Origin of the sequence: Shewanella mangrovi (assembly GCF_000753795.1) — a bacterium.
GTDB lineage: Bacteria > Pseudomonadota > Gammaproteobacteria > Enterobacterales > Shewanellaceae > Shewanella > Shewanella mangrovi.
The window spans coordinates 140922-160718 of record NZ_JPEO01000001.1 but is presented as its reverse complement, the minus strand read 5'-3'; the positions used below and the strand labels follow the sequence as shown (position 1 = coordinate 160718).

16 protein-coding genes are annotated in these 19797 nt (G+C 46.7%); 13 read left to right on the top strand and 3 right to left on the bottom strand.

Translation table 11 applies throughout. From position 1 onward, the window contains the following. Nucleotides 1–101: 101 nt before the first annotated feature. The 4 genes from HR45_RS00665 to HR45_RS00650 all read left to right on the top strand — a co-directional run bounded on the left by HR45_RS00665 (nucleotide 102) and on the right by HR45_RS00650 (nucleotide 4816). Complete coding sequence (locus HR45_RS00665) at nucleotides 102–1658, top strand: FAD-dependent oxidoreductase (protein WP_037438699.1); 1557 nt, start codon at nucleotides 102–104, stop codon at nucleotides 1656–1658. A 48-nt stretch (nucleotides 1659–1706) separates the two neighbouring features. Next, the gene (locus tag HR45_RS00660; RefSeq protein ID WP_162180635.1) at nucleotides 1707–2096 is read left to right on the top strand and encodes a cytochrome c3 family protein; all 390 of its coding nucleotides are present in this window, start codon (nucleotides 1707–1709) and stop codon (nucleotides 2094–2096) included. 164 nt (nucleotides 2097–2260) lie between these two features. Further along, a complete protein-coding gene (locus HR45_RS00655) occupies nucleotides 2261–3523 on the top strand; it encodes an OprD family outer membrane porin (RefSeq protein ID WP_037438697.1) in 1263 nt (420 codons plus the stop codon). A gap of 267 nt (nucleotides 3524–3790) precedes the next feature. After that, nucleotides 3791–4816, top strand: a complete 1026-nt coding sequence (locus tag HR45_RS00650) for a glycoside hydrolase family 43 protein (protein ID WP_037438695.1) — start codon at nucleotides 3791–3793, stop codon at nucleotides 4814–4816. Between the two features lie 61 nt (nucleotides 4817–4877). Here the strand turns inward: HR45_RS00650 and HR45_RS00645 are convergent, their stop codons facing one another. Next, a complete protein-coding gene (locus HR45_RS00645; RefSeq protein WP_037438693.1) occupies nucleotides 4878–5312 on the bottom strand; it encodes a DUF3859 domain-containing protein in 435 nt (144 codons plus the stop codon). A 222-nt stretch (nucleotides 5313–5534) separates the two neighbouring features. Here HR45_RS00645 and HR45_RS00640 point away from each other — a divergent pair, with 222 nt between their 5' ends. The 3 genes from HR45_RS00640 to HR45_RS00630 all read left to right on the top strand — a co-directional run bounded on the left by HR45_RS00640 (nucleotide 5535) and on the right by HR45_RS00630 (nucleotide 11281). Further along, complete coding sequence (locus tag HR45_RS00640; RefSeq protein ID WP_037438691.1) at nucleotides 5535–8261, top strand: M14 family metallopeptidase; 2727 nt, start codon at nucleotides 5535–5537, stop codon at nucleotides 8259–8261. 959 nt (nucleotides 8262–9220) lie between these two features. Continuing rightward, nucleotides 9221–10279, top strand: a complete 1059-nt coding sequence (locus HR45_RS00635) for a hypothetical protein (RefSeq protein WP_037438690.1) — start codon at nucleotides 9221–9223, stop codon at nucleotides 10277–10279. Nucleotides 10280–10393: 114 nt separating this feature from the next. Next, complete coding sequence (locus HR45_RS00630; RefSeq protein WP_156103978.1) at nucleotides 10394–11281, top strand: hypothetical protein; 888 nt, start codon at nucleotides 10394–10396, stop codon at nucleotides 11279–11281. Between the two features lie 502 nt (nucleotides 11282–11783). Here HR45_RS00630 and HR45_RS00620 read toward each other — a convergent pair. Next, nucleotides 11784–12758: an alpha/beta hydrolase gene (locus HR45_RS00620; RefSeq protein WP_052074395.1), complete on the bottom strand. Its 975-nt coding sequence runs from the start codon at nucleotides 12756–12758 to the stop codon at nucleotides 11784–11786. 123 nt (nucleotides 12759–12881) lie between these two features. On the opposite strand from HR45_RS00620, the gene HR45_RS00615 reads away from it, so the two are divergent. The 4 genes from HR45_RS00615 to HR45_RS00595 all read left to right on the top strand — a co-directional run bounded on the left by HR45_RS00615 (nucleotide 12882) and on the right by HR45_RS00595 (nucleotide 15402). Then, nucleotides 12882–13352, top strand: coding sequence for a MerR family transcriptional regulator (locus tag HR45_RS00615; protein ID WP_037438684.1), 471 nt, complete (start codon nucleotides 12882–12884; stop codon nucleotides 13350–13352). Between the two features lie 346 nt (nucleotides 13353–13698). Then, nucleotides 13699–14205, top strand: coding sequence for a hypothetical protein (locus HR45_RS00605; protein ID WP_037438680.1), 507 nt, complete (start codon nucleotides 13699–13701; stop codon nucleotides 14203–14205). 66 nt (nucleotides 14206–14271) lie between these two features. Further along, entirely contained in the window at nucleotides 14272–14817 is a 546-nt protein-coding gene (locus HR45_RS00600) for a hypothetical protein (RefSeq protein WP_156103977.1), read from the top strand. Between the two features lie 252 nt (nucleotides 14818–15069). Next, complete coding sequence (locus HR45_RS00595) at nucleotides 15070–15402, top strand: hypothetical protein (RefSeq protein WP_037438678.1); 333 nt, start codon at nucleotides 15070–15072, stop codon at nucleotides 15400–15402. Nucleotides 15403–15492: 90 nt separating this feature from the next. On the opposite strand, the gene HR45_RS00590 is transcribed toward HR45_RS00595, so the two are convergent. Next, nucleotides 15493–15744 (bottom strand): hypothetical protein, encoded by a 252-nt coding sequence (locus tag HR45_RS00590; protein WP_037438676.1) that lies wholly within the window; start codon nucleotides 15742–15744, stop codon nucleotides 15493–15495. Between the two features lie 216 nt (nucleotides 15745–15960). Between HR45_RS00590 and HR45_RS00585 the strand changes: the two genes are divergently transcribed. Together HR45_RS00585 and HR45_RS00580 are read left to right on the top strand one after the other, a co-directional pair. Then, entirely contained in the window at nucleotides 15961–17949 is a 1989-nt protein-coding gene (locus HR45_RS00585) for a peptidase U32 family protein (RefSeq protein WP_037439356.1), read from the top strand. A 145-nt stretch (nucleotides 17950–18094) separates the two neighbouring features. Beyond that, on the top strand, nucleotides 18095–19717 hold the full coding sequence (locus HR45_RS00580) for a mechanosensitive ion channel domain-containing protein (RefSeq protein WP_037438674.1): 1623 nt from the start codon (nucleotides 18095–18097) through the stop codon (nucleotides 19715–19717). Nucleotides 19718–19797: the final 80 nt, after the last annotated feature.

The following is a 19797-nucleotide window of genomic DNA, read 5'->3' as shown; positions in this document are numbered from 1 at the left end:
AAGGAACGTTACTCAGCAGTACTTAAAATTGAATGACGCAGCCTTTAATAAGGGAACCGAAATAATACGGATTAACCTGAAAATAACGTGATGGAGATGTTATGCAACGCGCAAAATCTATGAATAAGCTGGTGCTTGCAATCGGCTTTGCTCTCTTTCCGGCACTGAGCTTTGCAGCTACCGCACCAGAAGATCAAAACTACGACATTATCGTCGTTGGGGCTGGTGCATCAGGGATGCCTGCTGCATTGGCAGCAGAACAAAGCGGTGCCAAGGTATTGGTTCTTGAACGCGGTAGAGCGGTCGGTGCTTCTCAATTTTCTCGTGGTATGACAGGTGTTAATACCAGCATGCAGAAAGAACGAGGTATGGACGTAACGCCTCAATTCATCTACAAAATGATGGAAGGCTACACTCACCAGTTCTTCAACTCAAAATTGGCGCTGCTAGAAGTGAACAACTCAGCTAGCACCATCGATTGGTTGAATAAAAACGGGGCAGACCTTCACCTGCCACCAGAAAACCAACAATTTGCCCACGTAGGTAATGAACCTATTATCTACCACATGTGGAACTCCAATAAGTCTATCGCTGCGCTTGCGGAAAAATTCCAGCAAGAAGGCGGCACGGTGATGGTCAATACCACCGGTCGTGATCTGATTAAGAACGAAGACGGTACATTGGGTGGTGTCATTGCTGAACGTGCCGATGGCACAAAAGTCACCCTGCATGGCAAAGCGGTAATCATCGCTACTGGTGGCTTCCTAGGTAACCAAAAAATGCTAGATGAATATGGCATTGTTGGTCACCCCATGGGGTGGCTGTATAACGATGGTTCAGGCATCAAGATGTCTTGGAAATATGGTGCGGCGAAAAAAGGTGAAAATATCACTGAATATCATGGTACAGGTATCTGCACTCCAGATAACCGCGAATCCGTTATTTTCTCAGATCTAGAACCATTAATCCGTATGCCAACGCTGTGGGTCGACCCTGTTGGTCAACGCTACGCGAATGAAGAAGTGGTTTACGATAACGCATTGGTTGCTAACGCGTTAGTGCCCTTCGGCGGCACGGGTTGGGTTATCTACGACCAAGCCACTATCGATCACTTCAAAACACACGAAACAGGTATGCATGATGCGTTCGCCATGATCCGTCCATATCTGAACAAAAAAGCCAGCAAACAAGCAGGTCCATTACCACAACTGCAAGAGCTACTGGAACAAGGTGTCAAAGAGCACAGCGTTTATAAAGGCAAAACGTTGAAAGATTTGGCGGCTGCCGTTGGTTTTGATGATAAGAAGTTCGAGCAGCAAGTTAGTGATTACAACGGCTATGTCAAAACAGGGGTTGATAATCAGTACTTCAAAGACAAGAAGTATCTGCTGTATCCAGTGAAGAAAGGTCCTTTCTACGCAGTTAACGTTACCGCATATAACCTGACTACTATTGGTGGGATCAAAGTTAACGAAAAACTAGAAGCAATTGATAAACATAACAAACCAATTCCTGGTCTGTATGCCGTAGGTAACGTTGCAGGTGGTCTGTATTCAGATAGCTATATGTTGGTTGAGGGATTAACTGCAGGCTTTGCAACGACCTCAGGTCGCATGGCAGGTATCTATGCCGCTGACTGGATCAAAAGCCAGAAATAAGACGAACTAACCGTTTAATTTCAATTTAAGAATTCTAGGTAGATGAAAATGAAAAAATTAATAACAGGAGTTTTACTATCCCTGTTTGCGATGGTCGCTGCTTATAATGTCGCGGCAGCACCAAGCGATCAGTTTCTGGCACAAAAACATATGGCAAAAGGATTAAAATGTACCTCTTGTCATGGCAGTGCTGATAATCCACAAATTGAAGCAGACCGTTGTTTAAAATGTCATGGAGGCTGGGAAGGCTTAGCGAAAAAAACCTATAAACAATCTATTTATGAAGGCGGTCCAGGATTATATCTAGATGATGCCAATCCACATGACAACCACTTAGGAAAACTCTCGTGCGATAATTGTCACAAAGGCCACAGTGAATCAAAAGAGCAAGACTCTGTATGTTATAAGTGCCATACATTCGGTTGGAAAATTCCGTAACCAAAGCATCTATAAATATAAAATAAATTTCTAGATTAAATATTAATTCAATTCAATAAGAAATATTGAATGGGGTTAGTGTTGCCAAAATAAATATAAACGAGCCACCTGAATTAATGTCAGGTGGCATCTCGAGGCGAAAAATAAATCGCTCGGAGGCTATGATGAATAAAAAAATCAGCTTGTTATTTGGGATGACAATGCTCGCCGGGTGCATCCACAGTGTTTATGCTACAGAAGCAAACTCACTGTCAGAGATGTTCTCAAAAGGTACCGTAGATGGTGAACTGAAACTCTACTCATATCGACTAGAAACTGGTGGTAAAACAACTGGCAGTGACACCGCATTTGGCGGCACAGCTTATCTACGCTCAGCAACTTATGATGGTTGGAGCACAGGCTTGACCTTTGCTTCTGCTAACCCAGTATTCAACAGTAAAAATGATGCTGGTTATAACCTGCTACAGGACAATGGTGTCGGTAATCACCATGATGGTTATAACAAAATGCTGGAATACCATATCCGTAAAGACTGGAATGGCACTACGTTTACGTACGGCGCTCAAGAAATCTATACGCCGTTGATGTGGCATGACTACTGCGAAATTTTGCCAAAAACCTACCGCGGTTTCACCATGATTAACCGCAGTGTCAAAGACTTAGAACTGCATGCTTACTATATTAAAGACTACTCCGGTTGGCACGACAGCGACTACAGCAATATGTCGCTGGTGCTTTCAAGTGATGAAGATGCACACAACAAGCCTATGATTGTACTGGGCGCAAGATACAACCTCCCTACCGATGCTCTTGGCTTCCAAAGTAAAGTGGAAGCATGGACCTATCACATGGAAGATATCATCAACATGCACTACCTTCGCGCAAAAGTAAGCAAGCAATTTGGTGATGTGGAAGTGTTCGTTATGCCCTCTTGGGCTCGTCAAATCGCGACCGGTAAAAAGTTAGCTGACGAACCAATCGATACCTATCAATACGGTTTAGAGTCTGGGGTGAAATACAAAGGTTTCTACACCGAGTTCGAATGGACCAAAACCGGAGACACGGACTTTTTAGGCCCTTGGGGCTTTGGTCGTATCATCATGCAAGCGTATCAAACCTCGTTTGCGGCAGGTGAAGTGGCTCGTGGGGTGAAAACAGGTTATGACTTCGGCCGTATTGGTTTGAAAGGTCTGAGTGCCATGGTGTGGTGGGCGAAATATAATCGCCCACTGGATTTAACGGTCTATCCCGGTGCCAACAACGAAGTCGACTACTTTGTGAAATATGACTTTACTGACCAATTCAACAGTGCATTAGATGGCTTATCACTGAGTCTGTCTTACCAGGATGTCGACTGGAGCAATATGAACGAGGGTTCAAAAGAAACTCGTATCCGTATTAACTACAAGTTCAGTCTAGGTCATTAACAACATCTGATTGTGGCTCGATTTTCCGTCCCTTGTTGAAATCGAGTTTCCCGTCACCTATCTACAATATGTTGGAATTCAAAGCGCTCTCTCATGAGCGCTTTTTTATGCATAACTATCAATAACGACTCAAGGTTTTCTGCGCTGCCGCACATAATTCAAGCTGAAATGACTTCCTTATTAATATTACAATATTAAAATTAACTTTCCACGTCGTTATTGCGGCGTGTTCATATCTCCACTTCGCAGTAAAAAACGAGGAACCCAATGTCGACACTTCGGAAAACCTGCTCATTGGCAGTAAAACTGCTCCCTGCATTAGTGCTGTTTGGCCATAATGCACAGGCCAACGATAGCCTGAACATTGATAACCCCATTGTCACTCAACGTGCCGACCCATTTATTTATCGAGACCCAGACACCGGCTGCTACGACTTTATTGGCACCTCACCTAAGTTTGATCAGCTGGAAATCCGCCAAGCCTGCCAACTGAACGATCTGAAAATTGTCGAGCCAAAAGTGGTGTGGCATAAAAACGACAGCGGCCCAATGAGCGACACCATTTGGGCGCCGGAGCTGCACCGCATTGATGGCGTGTGGTACATCTATGTGGCCGCAGGCATTGCCAACAAACCGGGCAACATTCGTATGTATGTGCTGTCAAACCCGAGTAAAGACCCGACGCAAGGCAAGTGGAAAGAGGAAGGCCGCATCAAAACCCCGTGGGACAGTTTCTCACTGGATGCCACCACCTTTGTCCATAACGGCAAACGCTACCTATTGTGGGCGCAGCAAGATAAAGCCCGCAGCTATAACTCAGCATTGTGGATTGCTGAAATGGACTCGCCCACCAGCATCACTGGCCCAGTGGTGAAACTGAGCGAGCCAGAACTCGATTGGGAAGTACAAGGCTATAAAGTGAATGAAGGCCCGGCAGTAATTGAACGCAATGGCCGCGTGTTTGTAACGTATTCTGCCAGCGCCACCGATGAACGTTACGCCATGGGCCTACTATGGGCCGATGCCGGTAGCGATCTGCTCGACAGCAACAGCTGGCACAAGAACCCAACGCCAGTGTTTACCACCAATGCGGCCGTTGGTCGTTACGGCCCAGGCCATAACAGCTTTACCCTAGCGGAAGATGGCAAAACCGATTTGATGATTTACCACAGCCGTGACTATCAAAAGCTGCGCGGTAATCCGCTGACCGACCCGAACCGTCATGCCCGCGCTCGCGCGCTGTATTGGGATGCTAATGGCTTTCCAGTGTTCCACGAGGAGCAAGGCGACTAAGCCGTTAAGTTGAACCAATAAAAAAGCCCCATCTACGCGGGGCTTTTTTATTATCAGACGTTTAAAAACCGCGCCGTTTCCAGAATGCGGAGATCTGCTGTTCTTCGTCAGTATGATGCACCTTAAAACTTTGCTCAGCGACGACCTTGCCGCGGATCTCCAAGGTCATGCGCCAACGACCGACTTTATTGCTCAACGGCGCCCAAATGGTGTCACCAAGAAAGAATTTCCAATCGTTTGACTCCACATATACTTCACCATCAAACGGTGCCATCACTTCCCCGTCTTCATCGGTGATGTCGGGATGATAAATACAGTAACGCATCAGTTGGTTCTTAGCCTTACGGATCTGCGCCACGAAACCAAATTCAATGTCGATTTCAGCGGGAATATGCACTGTCGCTTTGAGGAACTTAGGCAATTCGTCACTGTGTTCATCCCATTTGCTAAAAATACCGGACTGTAAAATGGTGACATCGGGCTTCAGTTTCGACACTCGTGGACTCTCTCGTGGTTAATTATTGGCGTACTCAAATCAGTGCAGGGCGCGAATTGTAACATGCACAACCGCCCCTGCCGAGTTTGGCTCAAAGCCAGTAAGAATGCCGAGTTAGCCACAACATTGGTAATACTCAGTGACAATTCTTACTTTGTTTGTCGGCGCGCCAATCGTTAGCATTATCGCTACAAAATAAGCCCATAATTAAAAGAAAAGCGGATGAAAACCTCACTGTTAACCTCATCAATTATCGCCATCCTTGCATTAACTGGCAGCTCTGTCACCGCCGCGCCGCTGCAAGCCACGGTTTCAGCTGACAGCACCGCACCGCTGTGGCCGGGGGCGCAGTACGCCGCCAACATTCCCACTATCAAACAAGTATTGGGTTACAACTTAGGTGAACGCATCACCACCCACAGCGACATGCTGCGCTACTTTGAAGCACTCGCCAAAGCCGCGCCGGATCGCATCAAACTGTTTGATTACGGCACCACCTGGGAAGGCCGCCAACTGATCTATGCTGCGATCGCCAAGCCGGACACGCTGGCGCATCTAGATCAATTCAGCGCCGATATGCAACAGCTGGCCGATCCACGTAAGACCGATAAACAGCAAGCCAAAAAGCTGATTAAGCAACTGCCCTCGTCAGTGTGGTTAGAGCACAGTGTGCACGGCAATGAGATCAGCAGTACCGATGCGGCAATGATGACCGCCTACCACCTGCTCGCCAGCCAAAACGACGCGATGGTCGATAAAATTTTTGCCAATACCGTGGTGTTTATCGACCCACTGCAAAACCCTGATGGCCGCATGCGTTTTATCAACTTTTACTATCAGACCGTGGGGATGCAACCGAGCAGCGATCGTTTGAGCGTTGAGCATAACGAGCCGTGGCCACGCGGTCGCAGCAACCACTATCTGTTTGATATGAACCGTGATTGGCTCACCATCACCCAACCCGAAACCGCTGGCCGCATTAAAGCGCTGCTCAAGTACAAACCGAACATTGTGGTCGACTTGCACGAGATGCAAGGCGACGCCAGTTACTTCTTTGTACCGGCGGCCGATCCATTCAATCCACACATGAGCAAAACGCAGATCGCCAACAACACCTTGGTGGGCAAAAACAACGCCAAATACTTTGATGAGTTTGGTTTTGATTACTACACCCGCGAAGTATTTGACGGCTTTTATCCAGGTTACGGCGATAGCTGGCCGACCTTTTACGGTGCCTCGGCCGCCACCTATGAAGTGGCCTCAGCGCGCGGCGATCATTTCAAAAAAACCAACGGCGATATCCTCACCTTTATCGACACCGTGCAGAAGCATTTTGTTGCCTCACTCGCCACCGCCGAAACCGCAGCGGATAATCGTGAAAAACTGCTGACCGATTTCTATCAATATCAAGTTGATGCCATCAAAGCGGGTAAAGACGATGACGAGCGCAGCTTTATTCTGCCCGCCAGCGATGACTTAGCCGGCAGCCACAAACTGGCGACCTTAATGGCTAAACACGGTGTCGAAGTACGCCAAGCTGACAAAGCCTTTAGCGCTTGTGGCAAAGATTACAGCGCAGGCGCTTATGTGATTGATACCGCCCAGCCACGCGGCCGCTTTGTCAAAACGCTATTCACGCAGCAAGTGGATATGGATAAACCGTTTTTGACCGAGCAAGAACGCCGCCGCGCCCGTAAGTTGCACGACGAGATCTACGACGTCACCGCGTGGTCACTGCCGTTGATGTACAACGTTGATAGCTACAGCTGCGACGATGCCATCGACGTTGCTAGCCACAGCGTTAGCGCCGATGCGCCGCTGCAAGGCAAAGTAGTAAACCCGAACGCCAAAGTGGCCTACTTAGTGCCGTGGGGTGATATGGCCAGCGGCCGTTTCCTCACCGCTGCATTGCGCCAAGGCATTCGCGTAAAAAGTGCCGACAAAGCCTTTACCACTGGCGATAACCACAACTACCCCGCTGGCTCGCTAATTGTTGAAGTCAAAGCCAATGACGCCGACTTAGCCGCCAAAGTGCAGCAAATCGCTAACGACACCGGCGCGCAAGTGACCGGCGTAGATTCCAGCTGGGTCATCAAAGGGCCAAACTTTGGCAGTGAAAACACCGTCACCATGACCGCACCGAAAATCGCCATGGCATGGGATGCGCCAACCAGCTCACTCAACGCCGGTAATACTCGCTTTGTGATTGAGCAAGAGTTCAACTGGCCAGTCACCGCCATTCGCAGCGCGCAACTGGCGCACAGCGATTTGAGCGATTACCAAGTGCTGATTTTGCCATCTGGCGATTACAGCCAAGCCTTAGGTGAAAGTGGTGCCGCCAACCTGAAAAACTGGGTTAAACAAGGCGGCGTGTTAATCACGCTTGATGACGCCACTCGTTTTGCTTCAACAGCAAAAGCAGGCTTGATTGATGTGCAGCAAGAACTCGCCTACCGCGCCGAAAATAAAGACGCGCCAAGCGATAAGCCAGATGACAAGAGCGACGACAACCGCGTTGCGGGAACTTTGATCAAATCGCACGATGAACTGATCAGCCGTATCGAAAACCCGAAAGAGTTGCCGGATCATGTCTCAGGCGTGTTAGCCAATGTGGAAGTTGACCAAGAGCATTGGCTCACCGCTGGCGTAAAACCAGAAGTGGTGTCATTGGTGGTCGGCAACGATATGTTCACTCCTATCAAACTAGCCTCCGGTAAAAACGTGGCTTGGTTTAGCGACGAGAAACACCTGCTCGCCAGCGGTTACATGTGGCAACAAAACCGTCAGCAACTGGCCTACAAACCGTTTTTGATCTACCAACCAACTGGTAAAGGTATGGTGATTGGTTACACCCAAGACCCAACTGCCCGTGGTTATCTGGATAGTTTGAATGTGATGTTGATGAATACTATCTTCCGAGCAGCAGCTCACGCGACGCCTTTGCGGTAAGGTGAGTGGTGCGATTGCGCATCGCACTTTTGAGTAAAGCAAAAGCCCTCGGTTGAGGGCTTTTTGTTGCGCTTTCCACGCAGATGATGGCGACCGTCTTGGCGGTTAGCTTCCGCTGGCAAGATTTATCACTTCGTGATTGCAACCTACGGTTGCGAAAGTCGTGGAAGACATACAGGAAGTATTAATATCGCGAAGCACATGGATGTGCGTGAGCGGTGATACTCGTTCCACACCAGAGGATAAGGGGGCTAGACGGCTTCGCCCCTTATCAATCCCCCTGCCGCCCCACGGCGCAAAACGCTGCGCCGAAGGGGAATTTAAGCTGCTTGAAAATTGGCACTTTCATCTGTTTAGCAAAATCTTGCTTGTATCACTTGATGTGCTAAATCGCCTGCCGCGGGCTTATGCACACGCATCCTTGTGGCACGCTGTGAATATGTCCCTATACGCTCGACGCCAGCATCCATGCTGGCGACGGCCACAAGTCCGCATGTGCTGGGAATTCTCGGCGTACACCTGCAAGTTTTGGTGTTAGTTTTAGATTAGGAATGCTCAGAAGATAGTTAACACATCGTCCGTAAAGCAGCCAAAAGCAGACGTTCTAGCTCAGTTCCTTTCATCTAAATTATTCAAATTTGGCAATTACTCGTAATCCCTAAAAGCTGGACGGACAGTCATATTCAAATCATGACGATTTCCGCCCCAACTTTGTGCGCGTTTTCACATTTCAGAATAAATAAACTCTTTTACAATCAAAAACCTATAACTTATATGAATTAGATAATAGGTTTGAAAAACGCGCATGCGCGTTTTTCCAGATGGTGAATTTAGCAAAATGCTGATAAGTTCATTACATACAAATAGTTAACTGTGCGCGTTTTCACTGGTCTAACGAGGTAAACCCGCATGCGCACTAATAAACTGTTATGCTTATTCTAAAGTGATACGGAGTATTAATGTCGATAGGTGATAAATTTAAAGCGCTATACATGTCAGATGTAGCCATCCAGAATGGAAAGTCGCTTACTAATATGTGTATCTATTTTGATGAGATACATATTTTTCCACCTTTTTATGAGTTGTATGTTTCTAATGTTATAGACTCTAATATGGAAAAAATATCACAAGAAGATCTATCTGATAATTTCGTCCCCCAATTAAAAGATTCTCTGGATAATATTTTACCCCCTAAAATAGAAAGGATGAATTCATTTACCGCTAAGAACAACCTTCTATTTGAGGAAATCATCAAGATGGATTCACCTCAAATACTTGATATTGGCAAAAAATATATTGATTCTTTTTTTAGACATGACAAAAGTAAATACACCGATACTTTCTCCGAAGTGTTTGAAAAGTCAGGTTTAGGGCAAATTGACGCATTTCATTATGCAATGCAAAAATCTGCGATAGATGAACATAAAATGCTTCCTGTTAGCGATATTGAATTGAGTGGCTATCTACAAATAGATAAACGAAATTTTACGGAACAACTCTCGTGGATGATAGCTGATGAATGTATGAACTTGGCATTACCTTGTGCCAATTCAATACACCCTGAAGAAATATTGGAAATTAGAGAAAAGTTATCTCAAGAACTTCTTCCTTTTCGTATGGCAATGCAATCTTTGGTTAGTAATTTAATGAATGAAATTATCAACTTGAAAGAATTAAATATTGTTGGCATCGGTACTTCTGAAATCGAAGATTTCCATTATGCCGCAAAATATCTCGTGAAGACAAAAGTTGAACCTGAATTAACATCGCTATCTAGAAAAATATCCCTAGAGAATGGAAAGTTATGGAGAAAAGTATTTGGTCGTACTATCAGCTGGGTTCCTTTGGTGGCAAAAGCTTTCATATCTCCTAGTCCAGAAATTATATATGGCGCCCTAGATAAAGGCGGTAAAGATATAGAAGACCTGTTACTAAAGGCGCAAACTGCTAGTGCAGTTCGGCAACAAGGACTGAATTTCCTACTAAATATGCAAAGTATTACTTCTAGTTCTAAATAAGCATTACAAGGCCATAAAGAGGGACGTCCAACACTCCGTTGCTTTTGTGTTGGCCGCCCATTCTGGCGGCGTTAGCCCTCTCATATTGTGCCTTGGGTAAGTGGGTATATAAGTTTGAACAAAAATAGTTTGATGGAAACTCCGTTAAAATCTAGTGGTGAAAAAGGCATATTCAATAAGTATGACTGGGTTAAAGAGGCTGATGGGAAGCTTATAAGTGCCAAGCTATTAAGAGAATGCGCGCTTAAAAAACAATTGGAATTTGACACCTTAAAAAATAAAAAAAAGATTAATGGGCAAAAATTAACTTCAAAAGAAGCTTTCGAAATAATAAATGTTAGAGAGTCTGCCAATAAATCTAGTGTACTCATTTTAGGATATGCAATCGAATTACTTTTGAAATCAGGCATTGTGTCATTACTAATAAATGCGCCTAAAAAATTACTTGAGAAAAAAGTTAAATCTTACAGTCACAATCTGGTAAATATTGCATTAGACTTGCATTTCCCGCTATCGAATAAAGAGCGTCACCTGTTAGAAATTCTAGGTAGTTATATTATTCGAGAAACGCGATATCCAGTAATACCAAGTTCAACCAATGATTATTGCGAACAGGTTAACAATATTACAGAATTTATATCTAGTGAAACAAATTTTGTATTGGGCGTTCAACTTTTTGAAAGACTAAGAGGGTTTATTAAAGATATTGATGGGACCCCTGATAATATAAAATTTTCCTCAAGAATGGAGATGGAAGAAAACGGATATATAACATTCAGGATCGGAGGACGCTTACCACCTGTTTTCATAGTTAAATTTTGTCAAACTCAAATTAGTGCAGGAATTGCAACTATTGAGACGGTCAAGTCTCTGCTAATTGAGAAAAACAAAGTAAATAAAAGTATCCATTCAAATTTAATGGAAAAATACTGGGATAAGGCAATTTTCTACATTGTTGATGACAAAAAAGGGCTAACAAATCGCCGCAATTGTCAAAAATAATTGCCAAAAACTAACAGGCAACGCCGATTTCCCCTTCGACGCGGCGTAGGTGCGTTGGGCAGGCATCAAGCAATCGAGGCATGGATGCCTCGAAGCAGCGCCGAGCGATGGAACGCGAGTTGGCTGCGATTTGCGCAGATGACAAACCAGAAGCGCCGCAGCGTTTCGCGCCGTGGGGCGGCAGGGGGATTGATAAGGGGGCGAAGCCGTCTAGCCCCCTTATCCTCTGGTGTGGAACGAGTAGTTCCACGACTTTCGCAAACGTAGTTTGCAATCGCGCAGCGATATCTTGGTAAGCGTAGCTTGCTATGGCGCCAGCCATAAAATCAAAGCCCGCTGCAAGCGATTTAGCACGATCAACGTGCAAGCAACAATATGGTTAATAGGAATACGTTAAACGACCAAACACCACCAACTAACATCGCGCATAAAGCGCGAAACAAAAAGCCCTCGTATGAGGGCTTTTGCTTAGGTGCTTTGCATCACTGGCTGAGGCAAAGCGTTATTTCAGATACTCAGTGAAGAACGCTTCCAGTTTGGCAAATGGAATAATGTTCTTATCGTCATACAGGTCGGTATGTACCGCATCTGGAATGATCAGCAGCTCTTTGTTGTCACCGGTCAGTTTGGTAAAGGCATCTTTACTGAAGTAACAAGAGTGCGCTTTTTCACCATGGATCATCAGCACTGCGTTGCGGATTTCATCGCTGTACTGCAGCAGTGGCATGTTGGCAAACGACAGTGGCGAAGTCACATTCCAACCTTTGTTGGAGTTTAACGAACGTTGATGATAGCCACGGTCTGTTTTGTAGTAGTCAAAGTAATCTTTGACGAAGAATGGCACATCGTCTGGCAGCTCATCCGGCACACCACCCGCCAAGGCATAGGTGCCATTTTTATAATCTTCTGTGCGCTGGGCATTCAGCTTTTTGCGCATTTCATAGCGATCATCGGCGCTCATTGAATCAAAATAGCCGTTGGCTGTAACGCGCGACATATCGTACATAGTTGATGTCACTGTCGCTTTAATGCGTGGGTCCATTGCGGCAGCATTCAGCGCCATGCCGCCCCAACCGCAGATACCGATGATACCGATTTTATCCGCATCAACATTATCTAAGGTGGAAAGAAAATCGACTGCGGCAGAAAAGTCTTCGGTGTTAATGTCTGGCGATGCTACATATCGTGGCAAGCCGCCGCTTTCACCGGTGTAAGAAGGGTCAAACGCGATGGTCAAAAAGCCTTTTTCCGCCATGGTTTGCGCATACAAACCCGATGATTGCTCTTTTACCGCACCAAATGGGCCAGAGACTGCGATAGCGGCTAATTTGCCAGATGCTTCTTTGGGTTCGTACAAGTCAGCAGCAAGCGTAATACCATAGCGGTTGTGAAAAGTGATTTTGCGGTGTTTCACGTTCTCGCTCAGTGGGAACGTCTTATCCCACTCTTGGGTCAATGCTAACGTTTGATTATCCACGTTCTGGTTTCTCCGTTTCTAAAATGTCTTGGTAGCTTGTTCTTTCTTAAGAAGCTGCGTAATAATCTACCCCCTAAAGTCGACTTTAGGTCAAGCGTAAATTTGCATTGGGGAAATTCGGTCATGTATTCCATTGGTGAAGTGTCAAACATGTTTCAGCTGACAGTGCCGACACTACGGTACTACGACCAGCAAGGCTTGTTTCCAAATCTTAAACGCAGCGAGTCCGGCGTGCGTTCGTTTTGCCAAAACGATCTTGAAAGCATTCGCGTTATCGAATACCTGAAAAAAGCGGGTATGTCTTTGAAAGACATTCGCACCTTTATCGACTGGTGCCACGAGGGAGATGGCACGCTGGTTGACCGCCAAAATATGTTTCTGGATAAATTGGCCGTAGTGCAGGCCGAGATAGCCGAACTCAACCGTGTGCAAGACTTACTCAAATTTAAAGCCTGGTATTACACCCAGGCGGTGGCAGAAAACACTGAAGCGCGCATAAAGCATATTCAGCCGCAAGATATGCCAGAAGAGATTAGAAAGGCGTATGAAAACTCACATGCAGAGCTGCAATGTCCAAAAGTCAGCCCGCGCTAACCGACCAACAACGCCGCACAACAAAGTTCATCCTAAGCCCTCGTTTGACGGCTTTTTGTTGTGTGCTTATGCACCGCATCAATGACAGCGGTAAGCCTGCATCTGCGGCGCTGTTTCAGCGTCAAAATAGCCAGCGTGAACACAATGTCGCTTTTTATGCAGCGGTGCCGTTGAAATGTCGTTTTTCATACAGTTAACCACCTCGAAAGTGGATAATTATCTATTGTGTTCAATAAGATATGAGCATAGATTAAGCAATAATAATTGTTAAAAAACGACATTATGCCGTGTGAAATTACGACATCATGTCGTCTAATATACTGTTAGGCTCATTAGGGTTTCAGTTATGGATGATTTTGAAGACCAAAAAAAGAAACACTTAAATCCAATTCTGTTCGAGACCGGAGCGGGGCTTTTAGATAGTCAGTCATTTGAATATCAGATAGCGTACCTTTTGCACTTGTTTACAAAAGCGGGAATTGGAAATCTTTCTGAGGCTAAAACAACAGCAATCCTTGAGGACGATGAGAAGAAAACAGCGGGACAACTTATTGGTCTTCTTAAAAAGGAAACTCCTGTAGCAACAGATGTGGAAGAACTATTAGCGGACGCTTTATTGGCTAGAAATAAGCTCGTTCACAGGGTGCTTATTGATAACATCGAAAGGTTTGTTGATGCTGTCGAACGTGAGAAGTTGGTTATTGAAATTAGAGGGTTACGAAAGCGTATACGAACTGCATATAACCGCTTAGACCCACTTGTATCCATTATGGCTAGTAGCGTAGAAAATCTTTCCATTGAAGAGTTTTCTAAAGAAGCAAAAGATGCTTTCATAGATAGCACGCAAGCCTAACAAACGCATCAAGTCGCGCCCTGAAAAGCGGGCGCTGAGGCATCAAAACTACGCGGCGAATTAGTTTTGGCGCTTCGCCCAAGTTTAAACCAATCGCCGCTACGTTTTGCTGCCCCTTATGTGGGCGTTAGGCTCAGCATGGATATATCTCGCGCATCATTCCTTATTCTGTTAGCTGTTTTCATATGTCCTGCTATGGCCACGGACAATAATGATCCGTTTTGCAAACCGATCAATGCTTTTGTTGAATCAATAAAACCTGATGAAACACATGAAATCACGTTCCTTACGGCTTGGGGAAGCAACTTTAAAGGTAATTCGGAACCAGTTCTATCAGCAAAACGCTGTGAATACGAAGGCTACGAACCTGCCTCACTTGCATGCAAGGCCTTAATGGAATCTGCCTCTGTTGAGTTTGCTGGCAAAAACGCGATGAGAGTTGTTTCTTGCCTATCACCGGAAACACAATTTGCTTCTGGCATCCAGTTAAAGAACGTCTCACTTTATTTTTCACATGGTACAGATGAACGTGGCAGTGACATCGTAGTTGAGCTCGCTGAAGATAAGGCTTTGGGGGCTATGGTATTGAAGGTTGTTGCCAGTGGGTATTGATGTTAAGCCTAACAAGTTACATCAGCGATAAACCATTTGCTGCGCTGGTGTAAATCGCCAGCAAAAACGCTTGCTGCGACGCCCTCCCCGCTGCGCAGTTTACAGCATGTTTTGCATTAACCACCGATTACGCTGTTCAAGCGTTTGAAAGAAAGCGTATGGATAATTACAGCTTGCACTAGAGTGGTATTAATTTATTTTCTGCGTATTTTGCCTGTTCACAGTAGGCTAGCGGTTAGGAGAACCAGCGAAATGAAAGCCAATCACATTATGGGATTACTATTCACACTATTGTGGATTGGCTATTACATCTCTTTCGCAGATAGAGTCAGTTCACCAGACGAACAGGGCTCAGTCACTATTGGTATTGGGATTATCTGGGTAATTGCACTGGCGTTTATTTCAGCCATGATAGTCGTGCCAAGTTCGTGGATGCTGCGGCGCAAAAAAGCGAGAGAAGCCCATAAATTTAATGGATTCATCTGGAATACGCTGCTCGTTATCAACTCAGCCCTCGCGATTTTTTATTCTGCTATTGGTATTTGGATTATCGGAACATTTGTTTGGGTTTGGGCGCGAAGCTAACAAGGCGTTATTGGCGCGTTATCTAACGAGTCAACAAGCGGGTGACTCGACGTTACGATCACAAGGTTTAGCAACACGCTTGCAGCATGGCTATTTCATGACGACTTTACCGCCGACCATTTTATAAGCTGGCGTGCCGCGAATTAAGGTTTCTCGGGCAAACACTTGGCCACACTGCGGGCAGGTACAGGGCGTGTTGGTGTGGTCTTCGACAATCCGCTCAATAAAGCACTTCACTAACGCGCCTTTGCCGCCCTTGCGGTATTTATACAGCGGCGCTTTGCACTTAGCGCAGTAGATATCAACGGTTTGCGTGGGGCCTTTCTTATTCGGTTTAGCCATTCAGCGTTTTCATCCAATTCACTCTGCCGCAAATGGTAAGTGCTTTACTCACAAGATGCGACTCTTGCCCGCTGGCAACAGCTTTAAAGATGACCAATAACTGAGCAGTTATCGTTTTGGCGGCTCAGTGCTTGGTACGAACGTGTGGTGGATCGCCTTCCTTTCATGCAACACGCGCTAAAATTAGCGGTCGTTTAAGTAGTCGTGGTTTTTCTTGTGACCAGTCAGTTTGAGTTGTTAGCACCCGGTGGCGATCTTGCCTCCATTCATGCCGCCATTGCCGCTGGCGCCGATGCCATTTATTGCGGTTTGGGCCGTTTTAATGCCCGAAATCGCGCTGAAAATCTTACCTTGGAACAGCTCAAAGCCGTGTTGCCGCTGGCGCATCAGCACCACTGCAAAATCTTTGTCACCCTCAATATCATGCTGCTGGAAAGCGAGCTCAATGCGGTGGTAAAGCTGCTCAACCAACTGATGCGGATAGAGATCGACGGGGTAATCATTCAAGACCTCGGCCTCGCCTACCTGCTGAAACAGTATTACCCCATGCTGGACTTGCATGCGTCCACACAGCTAAATAGCCACAACCGCGGCCAGATCTTGCTCCTGAAACAACTCGGTTGCAGCCGAGTCAATCTTTCACGCGAGCTGAGTATCGACGAGATTAAGCCCTTGGCGCAGTTTGGCTGGCTGCATGATGTCAAAATGGAAGTGTTTGTCCACGGCTCCTACTGCATCGGTTTCTCTGGCCTGTGTTATATGAGTTCGCTGCGCAATGGCGCGTCGGGCAACCGTGGCCGTTGCAGTCAGCCATGTCGCGACACCTACCAAACCACCGCAGTGGGGGTAAAACATCCACTGAACATGAAAGATAACTGCGCCTATTTGGAGCTGCCCAAATTGGTGGATGCTGGGGTTTATTCGCTCAAGGTGGAAGGCCGGATTAAGAAACCGCATTATGTCTATACTGTGGTGCAGCAGTGGCGCAAACAGCTTGATAGCTATGAGCAAACGGGCGAGTTACTGACCGATACCACACCGCTGTACACAGTGTTTAATCGCGATTTTTCTACTGGCTATTTAAATGCGGATATTCAGCGCGGCATGTTTATCGATAATCCGCGCAATCACGCCGCCGAGCACTTCGCTAACTTGGCCGCGGTGAACGATGAAGCAGAAAAACAGCGCATCAAAGTGCGTGTCTATGATGAAAATACCGCGATTATGGCCAAGGTCGATGCTGCGGTCAGTCAGCTATTAGCCGAGCCAATAAACCAGCCAAGCCCACGAAAAATTGCCGATGTGCATCTGCCCAAACTAACGACTCATCCGTGCGATACTGCGCCGAGTTTGTCGGTGCTGCTGTCCAGTAAAGACGATCTGGCGCTGCTGCAAAATCCCGCGTTGGCTAATGTGCATTTTTACTGGCAAGTGCCCGCATCGCTGGCACGAGATTTCGACGCCACACTCAGCCTGTTGCAGCAATACCCGCAGCTACGGCCGTGGTTTCCTGCGGTGTTGATTGATGACAACTATGATGCCGCCATCAAGCTGCTGGAAACATTGCGCCCTGAGTTATTGGTCACCAACAACAGTGGCGTGGGCTACGCCGCGCAGCAATTACAGCTACACTGGCTGGCGGGGCCGCAGCTTAATACCAGCAACTCCTATGCCCTCGCCTGCTTGCAGCAGGAGTTTGCCGCCAGCGGCGCTTTTATCTCCAATGAAATTGCTGGGTTTCAACTGAAACATATTAAGCGCCCAGCCAACTTCCGTTTGGCCTACATGCTGTACCAACCGCTGGCGCTGCTCACCAGCCGCCAGTGTTTGTTCCAACAAACCTTGGGCTGTCGCAAACAGAAAATTAATAAGGGTTGCCTGCCACGCTGCAGCAAAACGACCGAATTGTTCAATGAAAATGGAGAGCAGTACCGCATCGCCAAATTAGCCGGACAACACAATGCCATTTATAGCGCCGAGCATTATTTGAATCTGGCGTTATTAGAAGAACATGCGGATATGTTCACTGAACTTTTTATCGACTTAAGCGATGTGGACACCGCCACTCGTTGCACGCTGACCAAAGCTGCGTTGATAGAACAGTTTGCCGCCTTGCTGAATCGCCAACAGCGCCAAGCGGTGATGGAGCAACTCAGCCATGCCATCTCGCCCACCACCCAAGGCCAATATCATAGCGGGCTGTAACTAAAGGTGTTTATCGTGCGGTGGTTGCGCTACATTATCGGCAACCGCCACATTTAACGGTTTGCAGTGGTCAATCGAACCGCAATCGTGGCAGATTGCCCAAGGCCTTATGCAATATTGGCCAGCAACCGAGAACGGAACTCCCATGTACAAATCACTTCTATTGGCGTTTGCGCTAAGTTTCACGGGTACGCTATTTGCCGCCGAACCGACTGCCGCAGAGCCGACGGCCACAAATCAAACCAGCGCCGAATTAGCCCAACTGCAACGGGCGATGATGCAGAGCATTGCCCAAATCCAAATCAGCAAAGGCGAACTGAAAGCGGTCACTGAATACCGCATCAAGGCGCAGGCACAAGCGCTGCGTAATAAGCTGAAGGAACAGGTGGATGCCAACACGCTGCCAGCCGAACAACTATTGCCACTGATAAAGCAGCAACATCTGCGCTTGCAAGAGTTTGTGCATTATCTCGATAAAGAAGTCGCCCATACTGCCGGCCAACTTGGTGGCGATAATGACCCTGCGTTGATGTTGCAACTGTCGCGCCGTAGCGTCGAAAAAGCAGAGTTCTTTCGTGGGCAATTAGAACTGCTGAACTGGGAAGATAAGCTAAACGCCAATACCGAAACCCAGCGCAAAACCTTGCAACAGCAGATTCAGCAGCAAGCCAGTGAACTACAAAGTTTGGTGGCTTATAACCAGCAGCAGATTGCTGAACTGGTGGACAATATTAACGGTGCAGGCAAAGATGCCAGCAGTGAACAACGGGCGCAGTTGGCTGTTCTCAAAGAACGTCTGAGTAACAACAGCAATGCCCTTGGCACCGACATCACCATGCTAGATGCTCTTGGCGGTGACACCATTGCCCTGAAACAGAGTCTGTTTTCAGTATCAGGTGATATTACCCAAGACGTATTTAACGTCAGCTTTGTGTCGCAACTGCTGCAAAACTGGTTGAACATTGCCGAATCTGGCGTCATCGACAACGGCCCAAGTATCGCCTTTAAGCTGTTTATCTTTATGCTGATCCTGTTCTGCGCCCACCTGCTGTCTAAGTTAGCAGAGCGACTGGTGCGTAAAGCCGTCAGTAACTCTAAGCTCAATTTCAGCATGCTGCTGCAGGACTTCTTTACCGGGCTGTCTGGCAAGGTAGTGATGACCATCGGCCTGCTGATCGCGCTGTCGCAACTGGGCTTTGAGCTGGGGCCTTTGCTGGCTGGTTTCGGTATCGCTGGTGTGATTATCGGCTTTGCCTTGCAGGATACTCTGTCGAACTTTGCCTCTGGCATGATGATTCTGATCTACCGCCCGTATGATGTCGGCGACCTAATCAACGCCGCTGGCGTCACCGGCCGCGTAAGTCATATGAGTCTGGTGTCCACCACCATTAAAACTCTTGATAACCAAAGATTAATCGTACCTAACAATAAGATTTGGGGCGACACCATCAACAATATTACCGCCGAGCAACATCGCCGCGTTGATATGACCTTTGGTATTGGTTACAGCGACGACATCGAAAAGGCCGAACGGGTACTACAAGAGATTGTTAGCAATCATCCGAAAGTGCTGGACGAGCCAGAGCCAAGGGTCAAACTGCATCTACTGAACGAATCGTCGGTAGACTTCGTGGTTCGCCCTTGGGTACAACCGGACGATTACTGGGATGTATACTGGGATATCACCCGCGCCGTAAAAATGCGCTTCGACGAAGAAAACATCACCATTCCATTCCCGCAACGGGATGTGCATTTCTACCGCGAATAACGAATACAGAGGGGCTAATCAGATTAGCCCCTTTTTTATGGGACGATCTAACGAGAATTATTCTCAAAAAATCGCTAGCA